We start from the raw sequence: 20,469 nt of genomic DNA on the forward strand, positions 1-20,469 counted from the left end.
CCTCAACCTCGTGCCTTGAACTCGAGCGCCTGGACCGCGCGCGAGATCGACTGCGCGGCCGGCGTCAGCGCGGGCGCCGCGTGGCGCACGCCCTCGGTCAGGGCGAGCCCGGCGAGCAGGTCGACGACGTAGTGCTCGCCGAGGTAGACGAGCGCCAGGCCGAGCGTCAGCGCGTACGTCCAGCCGATCGCGCCCGCGACCGGACCGACCTCACGAAGGACGTGGGCGGCATTCACGGAGGTGGCAAAGTGCAGGGACGGCATGGCAGCCAGGGGATTGCCCGCGAACAAACTGTAGAGCGGGCCCCAGCGGTGCTTCCAGAACTGCTCCCCGTACTCGATCATCATCCGCCGCACGCGGGTGTGGTCGGCGTCCTCGAGTCTGCCCTGCTGGTGGGCGTACCACGGCGGCGCCGTCGGCAGCAGCCAGTAGACGAGCGCGCCGAGGTCGAAGACGGCGTAGGTCGTGACGGCCGCGCGGCCGAATCTCTCACGTCTGCGGATCAGCACGTAGGCGGTCGTCGCGTGCGGGACGGCGAACCACACCCAGTGGGTCCAGACCAGCACCTTCTCGATCCCGCGCATCTTGCCGGGGGCCGACAGCAGCCGCTGGAGCCGCAGCGTCGGCGGCTTGCCGAGGCCGATGATCGTGTCGATCCGCACGGGGTAGTCGACGTGCACGCGTCGTCTGAGCGCGTCTGGGTCGTCGTGCGGCATCTCGTACGCGGCGAGGTAGGCCCACATCTGCAAGGTGCAGGTCAGAACATCGCGCGTCCGCGATCGCGGCACGACCACGCAGAGGGCGACCGGAGCCGCCGCTGCCGCCGCCAGCACGGCGGGTTTGGGCAGGCGTACTCGACGGCGCACGACCGGGGCGGCGACGCCGGCTGCCAGGACAACCCAGGCTGCGGCTCGGAGGGCCTTCGACTTCCGCAAAGCGCGGGGAGTATATGAGGGCTGTCTCACGCGACCTTCGCTCGTTGGTCTGGATCGGCGCTCACGAACGTCTCGCGAACGTAGGATCACCGGCCATGAGCGTCTACGAGCTGGTGCACTCGTACGACACGGTGAACCTTCACCGGGCCGGCGCAGTCGCACGCATCGAGCTGAACCGTCCAGAGAAGATGAACGCCTGGGACACCCAGTTCGGGCTCGACCTGCGCGCCGCGATCGAGCGCGTCGGAGGCGACGACGAGATCCGCGCCGTGCTCCTGACCGGCGCGGGCCGCGGCTTCTCCTCCGGCGCCGACCTGTCGGCCGGCTTCGACCCCACCCCCGAGGGCCACCCCGACGTCCACACCGCCCTCGTCGAGCGCTACCACCCGATCATCACCGGCCTGCGCGAGCTGCCCAAGCCGGTGGTCGCAGCCGTCCACGGCGGCGCCGTCGGGATCGGCTGCTCGCTCGCGCTCAGCGCCGACCTCGTGCTCGCGTCCGAGTCGGCCTACTTCCTGCTCGCCTTCGTCAACATCGGCCTCGTCCCCGACGGCGGCTCCTCGGCCTTCATCCCCGCCCGCATCGGCTTCACCCGCGCGATCGAGATGGCGTTCCTGGGCGAGCGCCTGCGCGCGCCGAGAGCGCTCGAATGGGGCTTGATCAACGCCGTCCACCCCGACGACGAGCTGACCGCGGCGGCCGATGCGCTCGCCGCGCGCCTGGCGGCCGGGCCGACGCGCTCCTACGCAGGCACCAAGCAACAGCTCAACGCATGGGTCTACAGCGGCGTGGCCGAACAGCTGGAGCTCGAGGCCGAGATCCAGCAGCAGCAGGCGGCAAGCAGCGACTTCGCCGAGGGAGCGCTCGCGTTCCTGCAGAAGCGAGCGCCCGAGTTCAGAGGTGTCTGAGGTGGTCAGAGTGCAGGGAAAAGCCCGTAGCCACGGGGGTTCGGCTGACCCCGGGAAGCAGAGCGGGGGACGTGACGCAGCATGTGACCGCTCGGTGGGTAGAATCCGCGCCGCCTTGCGACCTGAAACTGCTTCCATTCGCCGCCGCGCTGTCGCGGCCCTGCTGCTCGCGACGATCGGATCGCTCGTCTTCGCCAGCGGCGCGTTCGCCGACTTCCTCACCCCGGAATCGGGTGGTTCGCCGAACGCCGACCAGATCGACTCGCTGTACAAGATCGTTCTCTACATCGCGATCGTCGTGTTCATCGTGGTGGAAGGCGCGCTCTTCTACTCGCTCTGGAGATTCCGCGCCAAGAAGGGCGCGGTCGCCGCACAGATTCACGGCAACACCCGGCTCGAGATCTCTTGGACGGTCGGCGCCGCGCTGATCCTCGTCGCGCTCGCCGCCGTCACCTTCTCGAAGCTCAGCTCCATCCAGGACCCGCCCAACAGCGACCCGAACGGGCTGCAGCTGGCCGAGGGCGTCCTGACCGCATCTTCAGACCTGCCCAAGCCGCCCAACGGCAGAGCGCTCGTCATCTGCGTGACCGGCCGCCAGTACATCTGGCGCTACACGTACGGCGCCGACTGCACGAGAAACGGCTTCGGCCTCGTCTACTCCTACGAGGAGATGGTGGTCCCCGCGAACACGACCGTCGTCCTGGACATCCAGGCGACCGACGTCATCCACTCGTGGTGGATCCCGAAGCTCGGCGGCAAGTTCGACGCCGTGCCCGGCTACTCGAACTCCACCTGGTTCAAGGCCCCGAAGGCCGGCGAGACCTACGTCGGTCAGTGCGCCGAGCTCTGCGGGCGCAACCACGCCGACATGACCGCTCGCGTTCGCGTCGTGACGCCGGCGGAGTACACGGCTTGGCTGGAGCAGCAGAGAAGAGACATCGCCGCTGCGGACAGAGAAGTCCTGCAGTTGCGCGAGCAGCTCACGCGCGACGGCGACCTCAACTAGGACAAAGGAACCCGACCGATCATGGCAACCACCGACTTCGCGACGCAGCCCGTGCCGCAGGTGCTCGCCCACGAGGTCCACAAGGAGCGCCAGCGCGCTCGGTGGATCGACTGGGTCACCACGACCGATCACAAGAAGATCGGGATCCTGTACATCGTCTTCACCTTCGCCTTCTTCCTGGTCGGCGGAATCGAGGCGCTGCTGATCCGCGTCCAGCTCGCGACGCCGAACAACAACTTCCTCACGCCCGAGCATTACAACGAGCTGTTCACGCTCCACGGCACGACGATGATCTTCCTCTTCGTCGTCCCGATGATGGCGGGCTTTGCGAACTACTTCCTGCCATTGATGCTCGGCGCGCGCGACATGGCGTTCCCGCGCCTCAACGCGCTGTCGTTCTGGCTCCTCGCCTTCGGCGGCATCGTCTTCTACGCGTCGCTGCTGTGGCAGCCGCCGGAGGCCGGCTGGTTCTCCTACGCGCCGCTGTCGAACGAGATATACACGCCATCCGGCGGCCAGGACGCCTGGATCTTCCTGATCCACATCACCGGCATCTCCTCGCTGGTCGGCGCGGTCAACTTCTACGCGACGATCGTGAACATGCGCGCCCCCGGCATGGGCTGGGGCCGTCTGCCGCTGTTCGCGTGGACGATCCTGATCTACGCCCTGCTGCTGATCCTGGCGCTGCCGGTGATCGCGGGCGCGGTCACGATGCTCCTGACCGACCGCCACTTCGGAACGCACTTCTTCGACCCGACGGAAGGCGGCTCGCCAGTCCTCTGGCAGCACCTCTTCTGGTTCTTCGGTCACCCCGAGGTCTACATCATGATCCTGCCGGGCTTCGGGATCATCTCGGAGGTCCTGCCGGTCTTCGCCCGCAAGCCGATCTTCGGTTACAAGGCGATCGCCGCCTCGACCGCCGTGATCGCCTTCCTGGCGGCGCTCGTGTGGGCCCACCACATGTTCTCGGTGCCGGTCCCGACCGTCGTGCTCGGCTTCTTCATGTTGTCGTCCTTCCTGATCGCCGTCCCGACGGGCGTCAAGATCTTCAACTGGATCGCGACGCTGTGGCGCGGCTCGATCGTGATGGCCTCGCCGCTGTACTTCGCGGTCGGCTTCATCGCGATCTTCGTGATCGGCGGCATCACCGGCATCTTCCTCGCCGTCTTCCCCGTCGACTGGCAGCTGACCGACACGTACTTCGTCGTCGCTCACTTCCACTACGTGCTGATGGGCGGCGCGGTCTTCACGATCTTCTGCGGGCTCTACTACTGGTACCCGAAGATGACCGGCCGGCTCTGCAACGAGCCGCTCGCGAAGGCCTCCTTCTGGGTCATGTTCGTCGGCTTCAACCTGACCTTCCTGGTGCAGCACGCGGCCGGCCTCTCCGGCATGCCGCGCCGCATCTACCAGTACTCGGGCGATGCCGGCTGGACGCTCTACAACCAGATCTCGACGGTCGGCTCGTTCGTGCTCGGCATCGGCATCCTGCTGTCGGTCTGGAACTTCCTCCGCAGCTACAAGAACGGCGCGATCGCCGGTCCGGACCCGTGGAAGGGCAACACCCTCGAGTGGTTCACGACCTCGCCTCCGCCGGTCAACAACTTCGACGAGGTGCCCCGTGTCCGCTCCGTCGAGCCGATGAAGGACATCCGCCGCCAGGTGGAGCGTCAGTCCGGTATCGAGCACGAGACGACCGCGAGCGCGTAGCCTCTCCCCCGTGGAAGCTTCACGCTTCACAACGCCCGTCAAGCCGACGCACGCCCACAGCGGCGTGCGTCAGGTCGTTGCGGACTACATCACCCTCACGAAGCCGCGCGTCCAGCTGCTGCTGCTGCTGACGACGGTCGCGACGATGGAGATCGCCGGCAGCCCGTCCGTCGGCCTGATCCTGCTGACGCTGATCGGCGGCTATCTCTCCGCCGGCGGCGCCGGCGCGGTCAACCACTGGTACGACCGCGACATCGACGCCCGCATGGCGCGCACGGCCAACCGGCCGATCCCGTCAGGGCGCGTCAGCCCGCGCGCGGCGCTGATCTACGGCTTCAGCCTGCAGATCGCTTCGTTCGTGCTGCTTTCGCTGACCGTCGACATCCTGGCGGCCGTCTTCGCGCTGGTCGGCTTCCTCGGCTACGTCTTCGTCTACACGCTGTGGCTGAAGCGCACGACGCCGCAGAACATCGTGATCGGCGGCGCCGCCGGCGCCATCCCGCCGCTCGTCGGCTGGGTCGCGGTGACGAAGTCGTTCGACCCGGCCGCGCTCTACCTGTTCGCGATCGTCTTCTACTGGACCCCGCCCCACTTCTGGGCGCTGTCGCTGCGGATGAAGGACGAGTACGCCGAGGTCGGCGTGCCGATGCTGCCGGTCGTGCGCGGCGAGGAAGAGACGCGGCGTCAGATCACGCTCTACAGCTTCCTGCTCGTGGCCGTGACCTTCCTGCCGTTCGCCGGCCAGCTGTTCGACGGCATCTACGCCGTCTGCGCCGCGCTGCTCGGCGGCTGGTTCCTGTATCTCGCGATCAGACTCCAGCGCCGTCCCTCCCCCGCTTCCGCACTCAAGCTCTACCTCTTCTCGATGCTCTACCTCGCGCTGCTGTTCGGCGCGATGGTGGCCGACGTGAAGCTCTGAACCCCCTGAAACCCGACCTGAACGTAGACTCGAGGAACTCCCATGGACCGCCGACTCGCTCGCAAGAACATCCGCTCCGCGCTGATCGCCACGGCCGTCTGCGTCTTCATGTTCGGCGCGTCGTTCCTGGCCGCCGCGATCTACATCTCCTAGGACCATGAGCCAGATCCAGCCTGAGCAGACGCCCCCGCCCGTCGGTGAGGAGATCCACCTCCCCGGTCCGAGCCTTCTGCCGATCCTCAACGCCGCCGGCATCACGATCGCGGTCGTCGGAATCACGACGAGTCTGATCATCCTGTTCATCGGCCTGGCGCTGTTCCTCGGCACGACGATCCGCTGGATCGCCGACACGCGCCGGGACATCGCGCACCTGCCGCTCGACCACGGCGCGGGCGAGAAGTACCACTGACGCACGGGCGCCGCACAGGCGCCCAGCCGGATCGGTGGCGTGCTCGTGCAGCCGCTGCCGTTCCACACAGACGAGCGGCGCCCCCACAGGCGCCGCTCGATCGCAACTGTTGCCGGCCGCCATGCGCGGCCGGTTGTGTTTAAGGGCCGCCGCGTGGTGGGCTAACGCGCCGCGACCCCGCTGCCGCTCATCGGAACGGCGCAGACGGCGCCGTCCTCCGTCCAGCAGCGCACGACGTCACGCATCGAGAGCACGCCCACCAGCTCTCCGCCTTCGACGACGATCAGGTGGCGGAAGCCACCGCGCACCATCTCGCAGGCCGCCTGTTCGAGCGACCAGTCGGGGGCGGCGAAGACGAGGTCGCTGGTGAGGTGGTCGCCCACCAGCTCACGATCCGGGTCGAGCCCGCGGCCGATCGCGGCCAGTACGTCGCGCTCCGTGAGGAGCCCTGGTCCGGGTTGGTCGCCGTCGAGCACGATCGCGGATCCGATCGACCTCTGATGCATCAGCTGAGCCGCCTCCCGAAGCGTGTGCCCCGGACCGACGGTCAGCGATGTGGCGGACATTCCCTCGCGTACCTGCATCGCCGCCTCCGTGGTCGCTTGCAACGATTGCAGCAAGCATACCCCCCTTCCGGGCGACGACACGCCCATTGCCCGCGCCCACGTCAGCACGCACGCCCGCAGACGCGCACAAACTGCCTGCTATCCACCAAATCGGTCGGCAACATCCCTGCTATCACCAGTGTCGTACCCAAAGGGCTCGACCGCGCCAGCTTGTCGCAATCGCGCTTTCAGACCATCCAAAAGTGGTCCTCGCTCCGTATCTCTGTACGGTGCCAACTCAACGACCAGGAACAGTTCGCCACCGCACGCAGCTCTACAACGAGGCCGTGCGGATCGTCGAGGCCGAGTACGCCTCCGACCTCGAGCTCGATGACATCGCCCGCCGGGTGGCGTCCTCGCGCCGGCAGCTCCAACGCGCCTACGCCGAGATCGGCGACACGACGTTCCGCGAGCATCTCACGAAGGTCCGCATGGAGCGGGCCGCCGAGCTGCTGGCGAACGGGTCGCTGACCGTCCGCGAGGTAGCTCGACGCGTCGGCTACCGCCAGCCGGCGCAGTTCGCCAAGACCTTCCGCCGCCATCTCGGCAGCGTGCCGTCCGCGTACCGCGCACGCGCCCGCGAGGGCGCTTCGCAGGCGCAGCGCGCCGCCTAGAAGACGCCCGAGGAGTGCGCGCGCGGCTCGTCTGAGCCGCGCGCCGCCTCGCCTGCGCCCGCGCGGCCGGCCGCCTCACCCCAGACGCCCGCCGCCTCAGCCGCGGTCCTCCGCCTCGCGCGCGTGCGCGCGTCTCCGCCCGCGTCGCGCGCATGCGCGACGGGCCCCGTTGGCACGCGCCAAGTGGACATGACCGACCACTTGATGGTCCGGCTACCGACCAGGTTTGCGCACCGTCCCACGACTCGCTTAGGATCGGCACAGGAGAGCTGGTCCACGGCGGCAGCGAGGAGCTTCACGCGTGCGTAGACATCCGGTCGCATTGATGGTGATCGTCGGCTTGGTCGCTTCGGCGATCGGCATCGCGCTGGCGCTCGTCATCGACTGGTTCCCGACTGACGCCGCCAAGCAGGCGGAGCCGATCGACACGCTCTACGACGTGCTGATGATCGTGTCGGTGCCGGTCTTCGTGCTCGTCGTCATCGTGACCCTGTTCGCCGTCTGGCAGTTCCGCATGCGGCCCGGGCAGGAGAAGATGGACGGTCCGCCGATCCACGGCAACACCCGCCTGGAGATCGTCTGGACCGCCGTCCCCGCCATCCTCCTCGTGTCGCTTTGCAGCTACGCCTACACGGTCCTGACCGACATCGAGGAGAAGGAGGCGAACACGCTCGTCGTCAACGTCGTCGGCCAGCAGTTCGCCTGGAGATACTCGTATCCGCAAGAGGGCGGCAGAGCGATCGAGACGACGCAGCTGGTGCTGCCGAAGGACCGTCCGATCCTCTTCAAGGTCAGAGCGCTCGACGTGATCCACGACTTCTGGGTCCCGGCCTTCCGCGTCAAGATCGACGCCGTCCCCGGCATAGAGACCGAGGTCCGCGCGACGCCGACGAAGATCGGCAGATTCGAGGTCGTCTGCGCTGAGCTGTGCGGCCTCGGCCACGCGGTGATGCGCTCGACCGCCAGAGTCGTGACGCCGGCCGCCTACGACAGCTGGATCGCCGAGCAGGTCAGAGGCGGTGCGGCCGGCGGCGGTGGCGCCGCGGGCGGCGACGACGCGGCCGGCGGCGACGACGCCGCGGGCGGCGACGCGAGCGGCGGCGACGCGGCCGCGCTCGGAAGAGAGACCTTCGTGCAGAACTGCGGCAGCTGCCACACGCTCGCGGACGCGGGCACCAGCGGCGCCGCGGGGCCGGACCTCACGACCGCGCTGAGAGGCCAGTCGGAGGAGCAGATCAGAGAGGACATCGTCGACCCCGACGCGAGAATCGCCGAGGGCTTTCAAGCCGGTGTGATGCCCGGCAACTTCTCGGAGACACTGTCAGCAGAGCAGATCGACGGCCTGGTGACGTACCTCGTGAGCGTGTCGAGATGACGGAGGAGACCCGCAGATGACCGCAAAGCTCCGCGCCCCCGGCTGGTATCGCGCAGGGCTGTTCGTCCTGCTCGGCATCGCCTTCTCCTACGCACTCGTGGGGGTCGTGCGCACGCTGATGCACTACCCCGACGCGTGGGCCGACGGGGACGCGATCACGACCGTCGCGCTGATCGCGACGCCGCTGTTCTTCCTCGTCGGGCTCGGCTGCTTCGACTACTGGTTCTACTACGCCTCGGGCCGCCCGACGCGCGCGGAGGACCACTCCTCGCACGGCGCGTCGAGCTGGAAGGACTACTTCCGCGTCAACACCGATCACAAGGTGATCGGGATCCAGTACATCTGCACCTCGTTCTTCTTCATGTTCCTCGGCGGCCTGATCGCGATGCTGATGCGCGCGGAGCTGGCCAAGCCGGGCATGCAGTTCGTCGACAGCTCCACGTTCAACGGCCTCTTCTCGGTCCACGCGGCGCTGCTGATCTTCCTGTTCGTGATCCCGGTCTTCGCCGGCATCGCCAACTACGTCCTGCCGCTGATGATCGGCGCGCCGGACATGGCCTTCCCGCGCCTCAACGCGCTCTCGTTCTGGATGCTGCCGGCGGCCGGCGTGCTGCTGACGGCGAGCTTCTTCGCTCCCGGCGGCGCCTTCGCCAGCGGCTGGACGGCCTATGCCCCGCTCTCGACGGACATGCCATTGGGGCAGGTCTTCTTCACCGTCGGCGTGCAGTTCGCCGGCGCCTCGTCGATCGCGACGGCGCTGAACTTCCTCGTCACGATCATCACGATGCGCGCGCCGGGGATGAGCTTCTTCCGCATGCCGCTGCTCGTGTGGGCGAACTTCTCGACCTCGCTGCTGGTCGTGATCGCGACGCCGTTCATCGCCGCCTCGCAGTTCTTCGTCCTGCTCGACCGAGCACTCGGCTTCCAATACTTCGACGCCTTCGTCGGCAGCGGCAAGAACGGCAGCGTGCTGATGTACCAGCACGTCTTCTGGTTCTACTCGCACCCAGCGGTCTACATCATGATGCTGCCGGGCTTCGGGATCGTCTCCGAGATCCTGTCGGTGAAGGCGCGCAAGCCGATCTTCGGCTACCGCATGATGGCGTTCTCGCTGCTCGCGATCGTCGCGCTCGGCTTCACCGTCTGGGCCCACCACATGTTCGTCTCGGGCATGCAGTCGTGGATCCGCGTGCCGATGATGATCACGACCGCGATCATCGCCGTGCCGACCGGGATCAAGATCTTCTCGTGGCTGGCGACGCTGTGGAAGGGCGTGCTCCACCTCGACACGCCGATGCTGTTCGCGCTCGGCTTCCTGACGACCTTCACGCTCGGCGGCATCAGCGGCGTGATGCTGTCGATGATCCCGTTCGACATCTACGTCTCGGACACGTACTTCATCGTCGCGCACATCCACTACGTGCTGTTCGGCGGCTCGCTCTTCACGATCTTCGCCGGGATCTACTACTGGTTCCCGAAGATGACAGGGCGGATGTACGACGAGACGCTGGGGAAGGTCCACTTCTGGATGACCTTCGTCTTCTTCAACGTCACGTTCGGCCCGATGCACCTGCTCGGCCTCGACGGCATGCCCCGTCGCGTCGCCGACTACGCCGAGCAGTACGCGACGCTGAACCTGTTCGTCACGATCGCCAGCTTCGCGCTCGGCCTCAGCATGCTCGTCTTCCTCTACAACATGGTCGCGAGCTGGCGCGGCGGCCCGCGCGCCGCCGCCAACCCGTGGCGGTCGCTGACGCTCGAATGGCAGGTCTCCTCTCCCCCGCCGATCTTCAACTTCGACGCCGTCCCGACGGTCGTCGGCGGCCCGTACGAGTACGGGGTGCCCGGCGCCGTCCACGGCATCTTCCAATCGCCCACAGAGGCGAAGCCGACGCATGCCGGCTCCGTCGCGACGTCACCGACCAGAGAGTGAGGTGAAGCGCACCATGGCCAGAAGAGTCCTCGTGGTCGCGAACGAAACCCATGGCGGCCGCAGCCTCGTCGACGCGATTCGCGCTCGACATGAGGCCGGCGACGCCGACTTCGTCGTGATCGCCCCGCAGAACCGCCCGCACAGCGGCTACGTCATCTACGACGACGCCGTGCGCGACGCGGCTCAGATGCGGATCAACGAGACGCTCGACGCGATCAGAGAGCACGGCATCAGCGCGATCGGCGACGTGATGGACCCCGATCCGTACACCGCGACGCTCGACGCCGTGCGCGAGTACCGGATCGACGAGATCATCCTCTCGACCCACCCCGAGACGCGCTCGGGCTGGCTGCGCCACGACCTGATCGAGCGCCTCGAGCACGCGACCGGGCTGCCGATCCAGCACGTCGTCGTCGACGTCGAGGCGGAGCGCGAGAAGAACCCCGAGAAGCACACGCTGATCGTCACCAACAAGACGGCCAGATGTGAGGCGCTGTTCGAGGACCTGAGACGGCGCGCGAGCGAGTCGCCGCACCGCTTCCTCGTCGTCGTGCCGCAGGAAGGCGGCCACGGCCACCACATCGAGCAGGCGAAGGCCCGCCTTCAGACCCTGCTCGACAGACTGGCGAGAGAGGGCATACCGGCGATGGGCGGGATCGGCGACCCCGATCCGTACGCCGCGGTCGCCAACGCGCTGCAGTTCCACCGCGTCGACGAGGTCGTGATCGCGACGCTGCCGCAGATGCGCTCGCGCTGGCTGCGCAGCGACCTGATCGGCCGCGTGCAGAAGATCACCGCCGCGCCCGTCGAGCACATCGAGATCGACGTCAGCGAAGCCGAGTCGGCCCCGGCGCAGTCGGGAGCGAAGGCCGCCTGATGGAAGCCGCCTCCGCCACCTCTTCGCTGCACCACGCCGGCGAGGCCGAGCACCACCACGGCCCGCCGGAGGCGCATCGAAGCTCCCGCGTGGACCCGCAGATGCTCGGGATGCTGCTGTTCATCATCTCCGAGATCATGGTCTTCGGGGCCTTCTTCACGGCCTACTTCTTCATCCGGGTCGTGGACGGGAATCCGTGGCCGGCGGAGGGTACGGAGCTGCCGAAGGCGATCGCCGGCGTCAACACCGCGATCCTCTTGTCGTCGTCGATCACGCTGCACTGGGCGCTCGAGGCGATCAAGCGCGGCAACCGCTCGGCGTTCAAGGCCGGCATGGCGACGACCGCCCTGCTCGGCGCGACCTTCCTCTTCATCCAGATCAACGAGTACGTCCACATCGGCTTCGCGCCGTACGACAGCGCGCAGGCGTCGGTCTTCTACGGACTGACGGGGCTGCACGGGGCGCACGTCGCGCTCGGCCTGCTGATCCTGATCATCGTGACGACGCGCGCCTTCCGCGGCCACTTCTCGCCGCAGGAGCATCGCGGCGTCGAGATCCCCGGGATCTACTGGCACTTCGTCGATGTGATGTGGGTGATCGTGTACAGCACGGTCTACCTGCTCTAGGTGGCGCCGCGATGCTGAACCCGCTGCGTTCTGAGGAGGAGGCGTTCCGTCTCCTCCTCTACGTGCTGATCGCCACCGTCGTGATCGTCGCGCTCGTGCTGCTGGCGCGAGCGCTGACGTGAACGGCCGGCGCACCCGCCGGGAAGACTCACCGGTGTGAGATTCGCCTTCGACCCCGTCGTCCTGCTGCTGGTCGCGCTGGCCTGCTGGCTCTACCTGCGCGCCGTCGCGATCGTGCGCCGCCGCGGCCTGCGGATAGGCCGCGGCCAGCAGGCCTGCTGGTGGATCGGGATCGCGCTGCTGACGGTCGCGCTCAACGGCCCGCTCGACGCCTACGACGGCGAGCTGATGAGCGCCCACATGGCCCAGCACCTGCTGCTCGGCGATCTCGCCGCGCCGTTCCTGCTGGCCGGGCTGCGGGCCCCGCTGCTGCTCTTCTACCTCCCCCGCCCGGCGCTCGTGCTGCTCGCCAGACGGCGCTGGCTGCGGCGGATCTTCCGCCAGCTGCGGCGGCCGCTGGTCGCGCTGCCGCTGTACGTGCTGACGATCTACGCATGGCACGCGAGCGTGCTGTTCGAAGGGGCGCTCAGCAATCCCTTCCTGCACGCGCTCCAGCACGAGTTCTTCCTCGTCGCCAACCTGCTGCTGTGGTGGCCGGTGCTGGAGCCGCAGAAGCGGCGGATGCCCGGCGACCTGTGGAAGATCGGCTACATCTTCGCCGCGCGCATGTCGACGATGTTCCTCGGCATGATCTTCGTCTTCACGAAGGGCGTGCTGTACGCCGGCGCCTACGGGACCGGCGAACGGCCGCTCGGCTTCACCCCGCGCGCCGACCAGGGCACCGCCGGCGGCCTGATGATGACGCTCGACATAGTCGTCATCCTCGCCGCGCTGGCGTGGTTCTTCTACCAGGCTTCCCAGCAGGAGGACCGCGACCAAGCGGCCGCGGCCCGGCGCGGCGCGGCGTCGCCTATCTGACGGTCAGCGTGCCTTCCATGCCACCCTCGCGGTGACCTGGAAGCGAGCAGAAGAAGGTGTATCTGCCCGGTCTGACGTCCGTGTTGACGGTCGAGACGCCGCCGCCGGAGACGGTCTCGCCCTTGCCCAGCTCGGTGCCGTCGGAGCTCTCGAGCGCGATGTCGTGCGGCACCGTCGACGCGTTTCTGGAGTCGATCTGGAGCGCGCCCGCGGTCGCGGTGGCCGCGCTGACGACGTAGGCGAGCTGGCCGGTCGGATCGGCGTCGATCTCGAGTCTGCCGTTCTCGGCCGTCGCCTCTCTCTGCTCCGCTCTTCTGACGGCGGTCGCGAGCGCGCCCTGGTCGTCGCCGCCCTTCGCGGCGGCGTTGGCGACGTAGGCGGCGACGTCGTGGGCGCTCTGCCCCTCGACCAGCTTCGCCGGCATCTCGGAGTTCGGATAGAGGATCTGCTCGTAGACGACGCCTTGCACGGTGTCGCGGCCGAAGCCGTCCTCGATCGACTGCGCGAAGGCGGCGTCGAGGTCGGGACCGACGGTCCCTCTCGTGCCGGCGCGCGTCAGCGTGTGGCACGCGCCGCATCTCTCCACGAACAATTGCTTGCCGTGGACCAGGTCTGCGCGCGACCCCTTGATGTCGTCACCGCCGCAGCCGGCCAGTCCGGCGAGCGCCGAGACCGCGACCGTGGCGACGAGCGCTGCTCGTCTCCGTGGGCTCTGCATCATCTCCATGCGCGACTCTATCCGAGGCGCCGGCCGAGAATCCAGTGTCTACCGCTCGGAACGTCTGGCTGGCGGCGCCAGCTCGTCGAGCTGGCCCTGCGCGGCGGCGATCACGCCGCGCGCGACGCCCTCCCAGGACCAGCGCGCGCGGACGGTCTCCACAAGCGCCGCGCGCGTCTGCGCGCGCAGCTCCTCGCCGGCCTCCAACCAGCCCAGCACCCGCGCGGCGATCTCCCCGACGACGTCGCCCTCCAGCGGGAAGGCGAGCAGCCCAGCCGCCTCCGGGGGCACGGCATCGGCGAGCGCACCGGCGACCTCGGCGAGGCCGGAGTGGTCGGCGCAGATCGGCAGGGCTCCGCAGGCCGCCGCCTCCGCCGCGACCATCCCGAACGCCTCCGGGAAGGTGCTCGGGACGATCTGCGCCGCGCAGGCCGGCAGCAGGTCGCGCAGCTCGTCGTGCTCCAGCCGGCCCGTCAGCACGACGCGCTCGCGCAGCGTGCGCGCGGCGGCGAGGTAACGCTCGCGCGCGGCCGGGTCGGCGTCGAGGCCGTCGAGGAAGGCGCGCAGGTGGCGCAGCGGCGTGCCGGCCGGCCCGCCCTCGGCCGCGCGGCCCTGCTCGACCATCGCGGCGACCGCGGCCAGGTCACCGTCGGCGAGCGCGCCGATCAGCCGCTCGACGCCGGCGCGGTAGGCGCCGAAGCCGACGACGACCAGCCGCGCGCGCGGCTCCTGCGCAAGCACCAGCGGCCAGGCGGCGACCATCAGGTCGACGCCCTTGGAGACGATCAGCTTCCCCACGAAGGCGACGAGCGGATCCTCCGGCGCCTCCAGCAGCCGCTCCAATGCGGCCGCGGCGGCGGCGTCGTCGGGCGAGAAGGAGGAGGGCGCGACCGGGATCTCCGCGATCGCCGCCTCGGCCGTCGCGGCCTCCGCGACACGCCGCCGCAGCGCGTCGGCCAGCTCGCGCATGCCGGCCTGCGCCGCGGCCGGCTCGCGCGGCGCGAAGCGGCCGACGTCGACGCCGGGCGGCCCGAGGCGGGTGCGCGCCGGCAGATCAGGCTCCTGCAGCGTGTCCCACAGCCGCTCGGCGGTGTGGCGCGAGCCGACCAGCACGCCGCGCGCGCCGGCGATCCCGCGGCGGGCGGCGTCGAGGAACCGCTCCGGCTGCGGCGCGACCGTGTACTCCAGCGCGCTGCCGTGGATCTTGACCGCGTACGGGATCGGCCCGAGCGCGCGCGAGAGGATCAGCGGCCCCATCACGAGGTGGTTCGCGAGCGCCAGCTCCGGGTCGGCCCGCTCGACGACGTCGCGCACCGCGCGCACGTTGGCGGCGACGTACGCCTCGACCTCGACATTGCTCAGCTCGCGGTAGGTGCGCGCCTCGATCCCCTCGTAGCGGTCGGCGACGTAGACTGGCAGCACGCCCGCCAGCGCCGGCCGGTAGACGGTGCAGCGGACCGGCTCGCGCAGCGTCGTCAGGCGCAGCTCGCCGCCGTCCCAGTCGCCGACGGCGTCGACGAACGGCAGCCGCTCCGGCGCCCGCTCCTGGCTCAGGAGGTGGACCTCGTGACCGAGCCGCACCAGCGCGGCGGCGAGGTTGGCGTTGTAGACGTTGGAGCCCGTCCCGCCCAGCAGGTAGCCGTGGAAGATCAGCAGGCGCATTCCGCGGGGGAGCCTAACCGCCCTGCCACATCTCCGAACCCCATGCACGACGGGGCCTTCCCACCGGTCGCGTTGGTAGCATCCCCGGCCGTGAGCATTCAACAGCGTTATCGCATGCGGACCCCCTCGACTGGCCGCGAGGTGATCATCGAGGCCGATCCCGACCGCAGCTACGTCGATCGCGAGACCGGCGAGGACCTCGAGGTCGTCGCGCAGCTGCTTCCGCTCGCGCCATCGCCGTCGAACCTGCCATGGACGGTGGCGAACCTGCGCATCTGCAACTGGTGCGACCAGTTCGCTCAGAAGGATCTGAACGACTGCCCCACGTGCGGCCGTCGGATGGCTCCCATCGGCCGCTGAGGCGGGCCCTTTCTGCTCGTGCCTCGTAGCACGCGACCGCTCAAGCCGCTCCTCGCCCTCGTAACGGGCGTGCTGGCCGCCGCCGGCCTCGCCGCCTGCGGCGGAGGCGGCAGCAACAGCGCCGCGACGCTCGAAACGCCCCCGCTCACGGTCGGCACGAGCGCCACGATCCCCTCCGGCGCCTCGACGACGCCGGCCACGACCACGTCGAGAACGTCGACGACCGCGACCGTGCCCGGCTCGACCGCCGACGACACCGCCGCGGACACCGGCGTCGACAGCAGCTCCTCCGACACCGGCGGCACCGTCGACGACGGCAGCTCCGACACCGGTGACACGGGCGCGACCGACACGGGCGACACCGGTGACACCGGTGGCGGAACGACCGGCGACACGGGTGACACCGGCGACACGGGCGGCGACACCGGCGGTGCGACCGGCGGCGGCGCCTCCCCCGGCGGCGGCACGACCGACGGCGGTGGTGACACCGGCGGTGGAGATACCGGTGGAGCGACCGGCGGGGCCGGGACGGATGCGTTCTGCGAGCAGAACCCCGGCGCCTGCTAGCCGTCGTCTCGCCGCCCCTGGCCTTTGTCCTCGCTCGCTCGTGTGCTGGACGCACACGTCGCTCCCTGCGCGGCACGCACGACGATTCTTCCGCCTCAGCGCGTTCGGGGAGCGTCGTCTCGCCGGCTAACGCGGAGCTGAGCCCAGCGCGTCTTCTAGCGCCCTGCGCTCGCGCTCGAACCACTCGCGACGGCGGAGCATCCGCTCGCGCCCGCCGTCGCGCCACATCGCCACGAACGCGGGCTCCTCACGTTCGACGCGCCGGGTGACGAAGCGGTCGCCGACCGCGATCGCGTCGCCGAGCGCCGCCACGAGCTGCAAACGCTCCTCCGCCGGCAGTCCGTAGCCCTCTGCCAGCACCCGCAGCCCGTCGAGCGGCTCGACCGCTGCACGCGTCCTATCGTCGGGCATCCCGAGCGCCAGCCACAGTTTCGCCGTCTGAGCAAGGTCGAAGACGGCCCGCCCCGGCGCGGCGTGGTCGAAGTCGAGCAGCGCGACCGCGCGGCCATCGCGGAAGACGACGTTCTGCGGGCAGACGTCGCCGTGGCAGGTCAGCGGCCCGCCGTGGGGATCGGCCAGCTCCGTCGACCAGCTTGCGCCAAGTGGCGGCCGGAACCCGGCGGCGGCCTCATGGCAGCGGCGCAGCAACGCCGCGACCGAGCGCAGCGCCGCCTCCCCGCGCGCCCACCGCGGCAACGGCGGGAGCGGGACATCGCCGCGGATGAAGGAGAGCGTCTCCGACGGTCCAGGGCCGCGGCCGACCGGCAGCGGCGCGCCATCGAAGCCGGCCGCGCGCAATCCCCGCAGCAGCGCATGGACGCTGTCGGTGTACGGGCCTGCGGGCCGCTCGACCAGGTCGCCGGTCCGCACGACCGCGCCCGCGTTGACGAGTCCGCCCGCAAGCGGCTCGCGCCGCTGCCGCCATGGCGTCACAGCCGTTCGCGCACGGGCTGCTCGTGTGGCACCGCGACCGGATCACGGCGGCGCTCAGCGCGCCGCGGGCGGGCGGCGGTGTGGTCTCGCACCCGCGACGGCCACGGGTCGGCGTCCGGCAGCGGCAGTCTCAGGCCCGAGCCGCCCGGATCGGGCGAGGGCGGCTGGTCGGGCGGCGGATCGTCGCCGGGGTCGTCCCAGCCCTGCCAGTCGTCGTCCTCTCTCTGGCGAAAGAACCAGACGAGCCAGACGATCAGGCCGCCGAGGTCGAACACACGCATCCCGACGAGGAAGATCCAGCCTGCGGTGCTCACGAACCGATGCTAACTCGCGTTCGCTGATGCGACGAGGAGCGCGGTCGGCCATCCGACCGCGCGCCCCACGACGGTCAATCCTCCGTCGTGGTTCTTCTCGTCGTCGTTCTTCTCGTGTCGTCGGTCGTTCTTCTGCTGTCTTCGGTGGTTCTGTTCGTTCTCGGCGTCGAGATCATCGTCGCCGTGTAGGTCAGCTTCGCGGTCTGGTAGAGGCACTTGTACTGCGCCTCTCTGTCGAGGATCTGCTGCGCGGTCTGCGTCAGCAGGTCGTCGCAGACGTTTCTGCCGCCGGCGCGCGAGGCACGCCAGCCGTTGTCTCTGTCGAGGTTGACGGCGAGCACCGGCGCCCACGTCGGCACCGTCAGGGCGATGAAGTCGCCCTTTCTGACTTCGAGGCTCGTCTCGAGCGGGAACTGGGCCGTCGTGCCGAGATAGTCCGTGATGCGGAAGATCTCGCTCTGCGCCTTCGCCGTGAAGAAGCGCTTCGGCTTCTGTCTGGCGTCCTGGCTCAAGACGGTCAGCTGCACCCGCGGCGTGCCGCCGTAGGTGCGATTGAAGAATCTTATCTGCTTGGTGGTGAGCGACCCGAGCTGCAGCGTGAGGCCCACGACGCGACCGTCTGCCGGCACGGTCGTGGGGTAGTTTCTGCCGGCCGTGGCGACCTGCAGGGCGGTCGTGCGCGTGACCACGAAGCAGTCGTCCGGGCAGCTTGTCGTCGCCGGGACGGTGCTCTCGCCGATCTCATAGATCTTCGCGGAGGCGATGGGAGCGGCGACGCCGAGCGCACACGCGGACGCGGCGAGGCCGAGGAGGATGCGCTTCATGTGCCCATTCAACACGAAAAGGCCGCGAAAGTTCCGTTTGCAGCGGGCATTTCACCCGCGCGCGAGCGCGCCACATGACCTCGCGCGCTCGGCGCGAGGCCCCTGTGGCGTCTCGTGCGTCAGATTCTCGCGACGTTGACGGCCTTCGGCCCCTTGTCGCCCTGCTCCTCCTCGTAGGACACCTTCGAGCCCTCAGGGAGCGAGCGGTAGCCGTCGCCCGTGATACCCGAATAGTGGACGAAGAGGTCGCGACCGCCGTCATCCGGCGTGATGAAGCCGAAGCCCTTGTCGTCGCTGAACCACTTGACCGTACCCGTTGCCATTGCGTCCCCCGAGGACTGCATGCCGGACAAGCCGGCGGGTTTCCATCGAGCCGGTGCCCGATCTGTCGGGAAGAAGTCAACCGCACCAAAGGGGTGCACTGCAAGTGGCATTCGTCGCGACCGCTCCGACTCGCCGGTCGGTTAGGCCGCGGAAATCGCCCCCAGGCGATTTCCGCAAGCTGATCGGCGCCAGCCGATCAGCCGATCAACTGCGCCGCGGCGGTGGCGATCTCGTCCGGATCGCCCTGCGCCGGGACCCACGGCAATCTCAGCGGATCGTCGTTGTAGCGCGGGATCACGTGCATGTGAAAGTGGAAGACCGTCTGCCACGCCGCGCTGCCGCACGAGTTGATCAGGTTGATCCCGGCGGCGCCGAAGCGCTCGCTCGCGCGCGCCGCGACCTGCTGCGCGGCGACGGCCACGGCCTGCAGGTCCTCCGGCTCGATCTCCAGCAGGTCGCGCGTGTGGTTGCGCGGGATCACGAGCGTGTGACCGTAGGTCGCCGGTGCGATGTCCATGAAGGCGATCGTGCGCTCGTCCTGGCGCACGATCCGCGCCGGCAGCTCGCCGGCGACGATCTTGCAGAAGATGCAATCGTCCGAGGTGGTGGGCACGCGCCGAGCATATCGGTAGCCTGGGCATCCAGTGCCTGACCGCCGCCATCTCCGCGACGCGATCGCCCACCTCTCCGCGATCGACCGCCCCTCCGCCTCGCCCGGCGAGCGCGAGGCGGCGCAGTGGATCGCGGCGCGCCTGGGCGAGTTCGGCTGCAGCGCGCGCGTCGAGGAGGAGCGCGCGCACGGCGGTTACTGGTACCCGCTCGGCGTTCCCGCCGCGCTCGCGGGCGTCGCCGGCCTCGCCGCGAAGCAGTTCCCGGGCCGCGCCAGCCGCATCGCCGCCGGTGCCGTCGGCGCCGCTGCCGCCGCCGCGATCTACGACGACGTCAGCGGCGGCAGCCTCTGGTTCCGGCGCCGCTTCCTGCCAAGCAGACCGACCTGGAACGTCGTCGCGGAGACCGGCGACGTCGAGGCCGAGCACACGCTCGTCTTCGTCGCCCACCACGACGCCGCCCACTGGGGCATGCTCTTCCACCCTGGCGTGCTGCCGCTCGTCGCCAGATACGCGCCCGGGCTGCTGGAGCGCAGCGACACCTCGCCACCGCTGATGGCGCCCGTCTTCGCCGGCCCGGCGCTCGTCGCGCTCGGCGCGCTGACCGGCAGCAGGCGGCTGCTGGCGGCCGGCACGACGCTGTCGCTCGGCTCCGCCGCGACCTTCGCCGAGATCGGCTCGCGCGACGCCGTCCCGGGCGCCAACGACAACCTCACCGGCGTCGCGACGCTGCTCGGAATCGCGACCGAGCTGGGCGAGCGACAGGTCGACGGGCTGCGCGTGCTGCTCGTCTCGACCGGCTCGGAGGAGGGCTTCATGGAGGGCATGCACGCCTTCGCCCGCCGCCACTTCCCGTCGCTGCCGCAGGAGCGCACCCACGTCGTCTGCGTCGACACCGTCGGCTCGCCCGAGCTGACGCTGATCGAGGGCGAGGGGATGCTGCGGATGCGCGAGTACCCGGAGCCGTTCAAGCAGCTCGTCTCAGAGGCGGCCGTCGACAGCGGCGTGCACCTGCGCCGCGGCCTGCGCTTCCGCAACGCGACCGACGGCTTGATCGCGCTGAAGGCCGGCTACCCGACCGCGATGATCGGGTCGGTGACGCCGAACAAGGTGCCGTCGAACTACCACTGGCCGACGGACACGGCGGAGAACGTCGACCACGGCACCGTCGACGACGCCGTCACGCTCTGCACCGCGATCGTGCGCCGGCTGGCGGCGACGATCGACCCGCACGCCGCGCCGAGCGCGGCGTCGGCCTAGCGGT

The 20,469-nt window shown here is 69.5% G+C and carries 23 protein-coding genes; 14 read left to right on the forward strand and 9 right to left on the reverse strand.

What is annotated here, in order from left to right:
- Nucleotides 1-2: 2 nt before the first annotated feature.
- Nucleotides 3-743 carry a phosphatase PAP2 family protein gene (locus tag R7226_RS06270; RefSeq protein WP_318596187.1) on the reverse strand — a complete coding sequence of 247 codons (741 nt, stop codon included), beginning with the start codon at nt 741-743 and terminating at the stop codon, nt 3-5.
- Between the two features lie 287 nt (nt 744-1,030).
- Between R7226_RS06270 and R7226_RS06275 the strand changes: the two genes are divergently transcribed.
- From R7226_RS06275 to R7226_RS06295, 5 genes are all read left to right on the forward strand, one after another.
- Nucleotides 1,031-1,843, forward strand: a complete 813-nt coding sequence (locus R7226_RS06275) for an enoyl-CoA hydratase (RefSeq protein WP_318596188.1) — start codon at nt 1,031-1,033, stop codon at nt 1,841-1,843.
- A 115-nt stretch (nt 1,844-1,958) separates the two neighbouring features.
- Nucleotides 1,959-2,849: a cytochrome c oxidase subunit II gene (gene coxB / locus R7226_RS06280; protein ID WP_318596189.1), complete on the forward strand. Its 891-nt coding sequence runs from the start codon at nt 1,959-1,961 to the stop codon at nt 2,847-2,849.
- A gap of 21 nt (nt 2,850-2,870) precedes the next feature.
- Nucleotides 2,871-4,559, forward strand: a complete 1,689-nt coding sequence (gene ctaD, locus R7226_RS06285) for a cytochrome c oxidase subunit I (RefSeq protein WP_318596190.1) — start codon at nt 2,871-2,873, stop codon at nt 4,557-4,559.
- A gap of 10 nt (nt 4,560-4,569) precedes the next feature.
- Entirely contained in the window at nt 4,570-5,478 is a 909-nt protein-coding gene (locus R7226_RS06290; protein WP_318596191.1) for a heme o synthase, read from the forward strand.
- 157 nt (nt 5,479-5,635) lie between these two features.
- On the forward strand, nt 5,636-5,887 hold the full coding sequence (locus tag R7226_RS06295) for a hypothetical protein (RefSeq protein WP_318596192.1): 252 nt from the start codon (nt 5,636-5,638) through the stop codon (nt 5,885-5,887).
- 161 nt (nt 5,888-6,048) lie between these two features.
- Here R7226_RS06295 and R7226_RS06300 read toward each other — a convergent pair whose 3' ends face one another.
- Nucleotides 6,049-6,471, reverse strand: a complete 423-nt coding sequence (locus tag R7226_RS06300; protein WP_318596230.1) for a CBS domain-containing protein — start codon at nt 6,469-6,471, stop codon at nt 6,049-6,051.
- 251 nt (nt 6,472-6,722) lie between these two features.
- Here R7226_RS06300 and R7226_RS06305 point away from each other — a divergent pair, with 251 nt between their 5' ends.
- The 6 genes from R7226_RS06305 to R7226_RS06330 all read left to right on the forward strand — a co-directional run bounded on the left by R7226_RS06305 (nt 6,723) and on the right by R7226_RS06330 (nt 12,895).
- Nucleotides 6,723-7,106 (forward strand): helix-turn-helix transcriptional regulator, encoded by a 384-nt coding sequence (locus R7226_RS06305; RefSeq protein ID WP_318596193.1) that lies wholly within the window; start codon nt 6,723-6,725, stop codon nt 7,104-7,106.
- A 301-nt stretch (nt 7,107-7,407) separates the two neighbouring features.
- Nucleotides 7,408-8,481, forward strand: a complete 1,074-nt coding sequence (gene coxB, locus R7226_RS06310) for a cytochrome c oxidase subunit II (protein WP_318596194.1) — start codon at nt 7,408-7,410, stop codon at nt 8,479-8,481.
- 16 nt (nt 8,482-8,497) lie between these two features.
- Nucleotides 8,498-10,414 (forward strand): cytochrome c oxidase subunit I, encoded by a 1,917-nt coding sequence (locus R7226_RS06315; RefSeq protein WP_318596195.1) that lies wholly within the window; start codon nt 8,498-8,500, stop codon nt 10,412-10,414.
- Nucleotides 10,415-10,427: 13 nt separating this feature from the next.
- Nucleotides 10,428-11,291 (forward strand): hypothetical protein, encoded by an 864-nt coding sequence (locus tag R7226_RS06320; protein WP_318596196.1) that lies wholly within the window; start codon nt 10,428-10,430, stop codon nt 11,289-11,291.
- Nucleotides 11,291-11,917, forward strand: a complete 627-nt coding sequence (locus tag R7226_RS06325; RefSeq protein WP_318596197.1) for a cytochrome c oxidase subunit 3 — start codon at nt 11,291-11,293, stop codon at nt 11,915-11,917. Before R7226_RS06320 ends, R7226_RS06325 begins: the two co-directional genes overlap by 1 nt.
- Nucleotides 11,918-12,073: 156 nt before the next feature.
- Nucleotides 12,074-12,895, forward strand: coding sequence for a cytochrome c oxidase assembly protein (locus tag R7226_RS06330; protein WP_318596198.1), 822 nt, complete (start codon nt 12,074-12,076; stop codon nt 12,893-12,895).
- Here R7226_RS06330 and R7226_RS06335 read toward each other — a convergent pair.
- Nucleotides 12,888-13,613 (reverse strand): plastocyanin/azurin family copper-binding protein, encoded by a 726-nt coding sequence (locus tag R7226_RS06335; protein WP_318596199.1) that lies wholly within the window; start codon nt 13,611-13,613, stop codon nt 12,888-12,890. The genes R7226_RS06330 and R7226_RS06335 overlap by 8 nt on opposite strands.
- A gap of 48 nt (nt 13,614-13,661) precedes the next feature.
- Nucleotides 13,662-15,275, reverse strand: coding sequence for a glycosyltransferase (locus R7226_RS06340; RefSeq protein WP_318596200.1), 1,614 nt, complete (start codon nt 15,273-15,275; stop codon nt 13,662-13,664).
- Between the two features lie 141 nt (nt 15,276-15,416).
- On the opposite strand from R7226_RS06340, the gene R7226_RS06345 reads away from it, so the two are divergent.
- Nucleotides 15,417-15,635 carry a hypothetical protein gene (locus R7226_RS06345; protein ID WP_318596201.1) on the forward strand — a complete coding sequence of 73 codons (219 nt, stop codon included), beginning with the start codon at nt 15,417-15,419 and terminating at the stop codon, nt 15,633-15,635.
- A gap of 69 nt (nt 15,636-15,704) precedes the next feature.
- Nucleotides 15,705-16,202: a hypothetical protein gene (locus R7226_RS06350; RefSeq protein ID WP_318596202.1), complete on the forward strand. Its 498-nt coding sequence runs from the start codon at nt 15,705-15,707 to the stop codon at nt 16,200-16,202.
- A gap of 126 nt (nt 16,203-16,328) precedes the next feature.
- On the opposite strand, the gene R7226_RS06355 is transcribed toward R7226_RS06350, so the two are convergent.
- The 5 genes from R7226_RS06355 to R7226_RS06375 form a co-directional block, all read right to left on the reverse strand.
- Nucleotides 16,329-17,135 (reverse strand): phosphotransferase, encoded by an 807-nt coding sequence (locus tag R7226_RS06355; RefSeq protein ID WP_318596203.1) that lies wholly within the window; start codon nt 17,133-17,135, stop codon nt 16,329-16,331.
- Nucleotides 17,132-17,449 (reverse strand): hypothetical protein, encoded by a 318-nt coding sequence (locus R7226_RS06360; protein WP_318596204.1) that lies wholly within the window; start codon nt 17,447-17,449, stop codon nt 17,132-17,134. The genes R7226_RS06355 and R7226_RS06360 overlap by 4 nt, the downstream gene beginning before the upstream one ends.
- A gap of 74 nt (nt 17,450-17,523) precedes the next feature.
- Nucleotides 17,524-18,273: a hypothetical protein gene (locus tag R7226_RS06365; RefSeq protein ID WP_318596205.1), complete on the reverse strand. Its 750-nt coding sequence runs from the start codon at nt 18,271-18,273 to the stop codon at nt 17,524-17,526.
- 119 nt (nt 18,274-18,392) lie between these two features.
- Nucleotides 18,393-18,596 (reverse strand): cold-shock protein, encoded by a 204-nt coding sequence (locus R7226_RS06370; RefSeq protein ID WP_318596206.1) that lies wholly within the window; start codon nt 18,594-18,596, stop codon nt 18,393-18,395.
- A gap of 197 nt (nt 18,597-18,793) precedes the next feature.
- On the reverse strand, nt 18,794-19,210 hold the full coding sequence (locus R7226_RS06375) for an HIT family protein (RefSeq protein ID WP_318596207.1): 417 nt from the start codon (nt 19,208-19,210) through the stop codon (nt 18,794-18,796).
- 31 nt (nt 19,211-19,241) lie between these two features.
- Here R7226_RS06375 and R7226_RS06380 point away from each other — a divergent pair, with 31 nt between their 5' ends.
- Nucleotides 19,242-20,465 (forward strand): M28 family metallopeptidase, encoded by a 1,224-nt coding sequence (locus R7226_RS06380; protein WP_318596208.1) that lies wholly within the window; start codon nt 19,242-19,244, stop codon nt 20,463-20,465.
- Nucleotides 20,466-20,469: the final 4 nt, after the last annotated feature.

This window comes from Conexibacter stalactiti (genome assembly GCF_033542075.1).
In the GTDB taxonomy this organism is placed as follows: domain Bacteria; phylum Actinomycetota; class Thermoleophilia; order Solirubrobacterales; family Solirubrobacteraceae; genus Conexibacter; species Conexibacter stalactiti.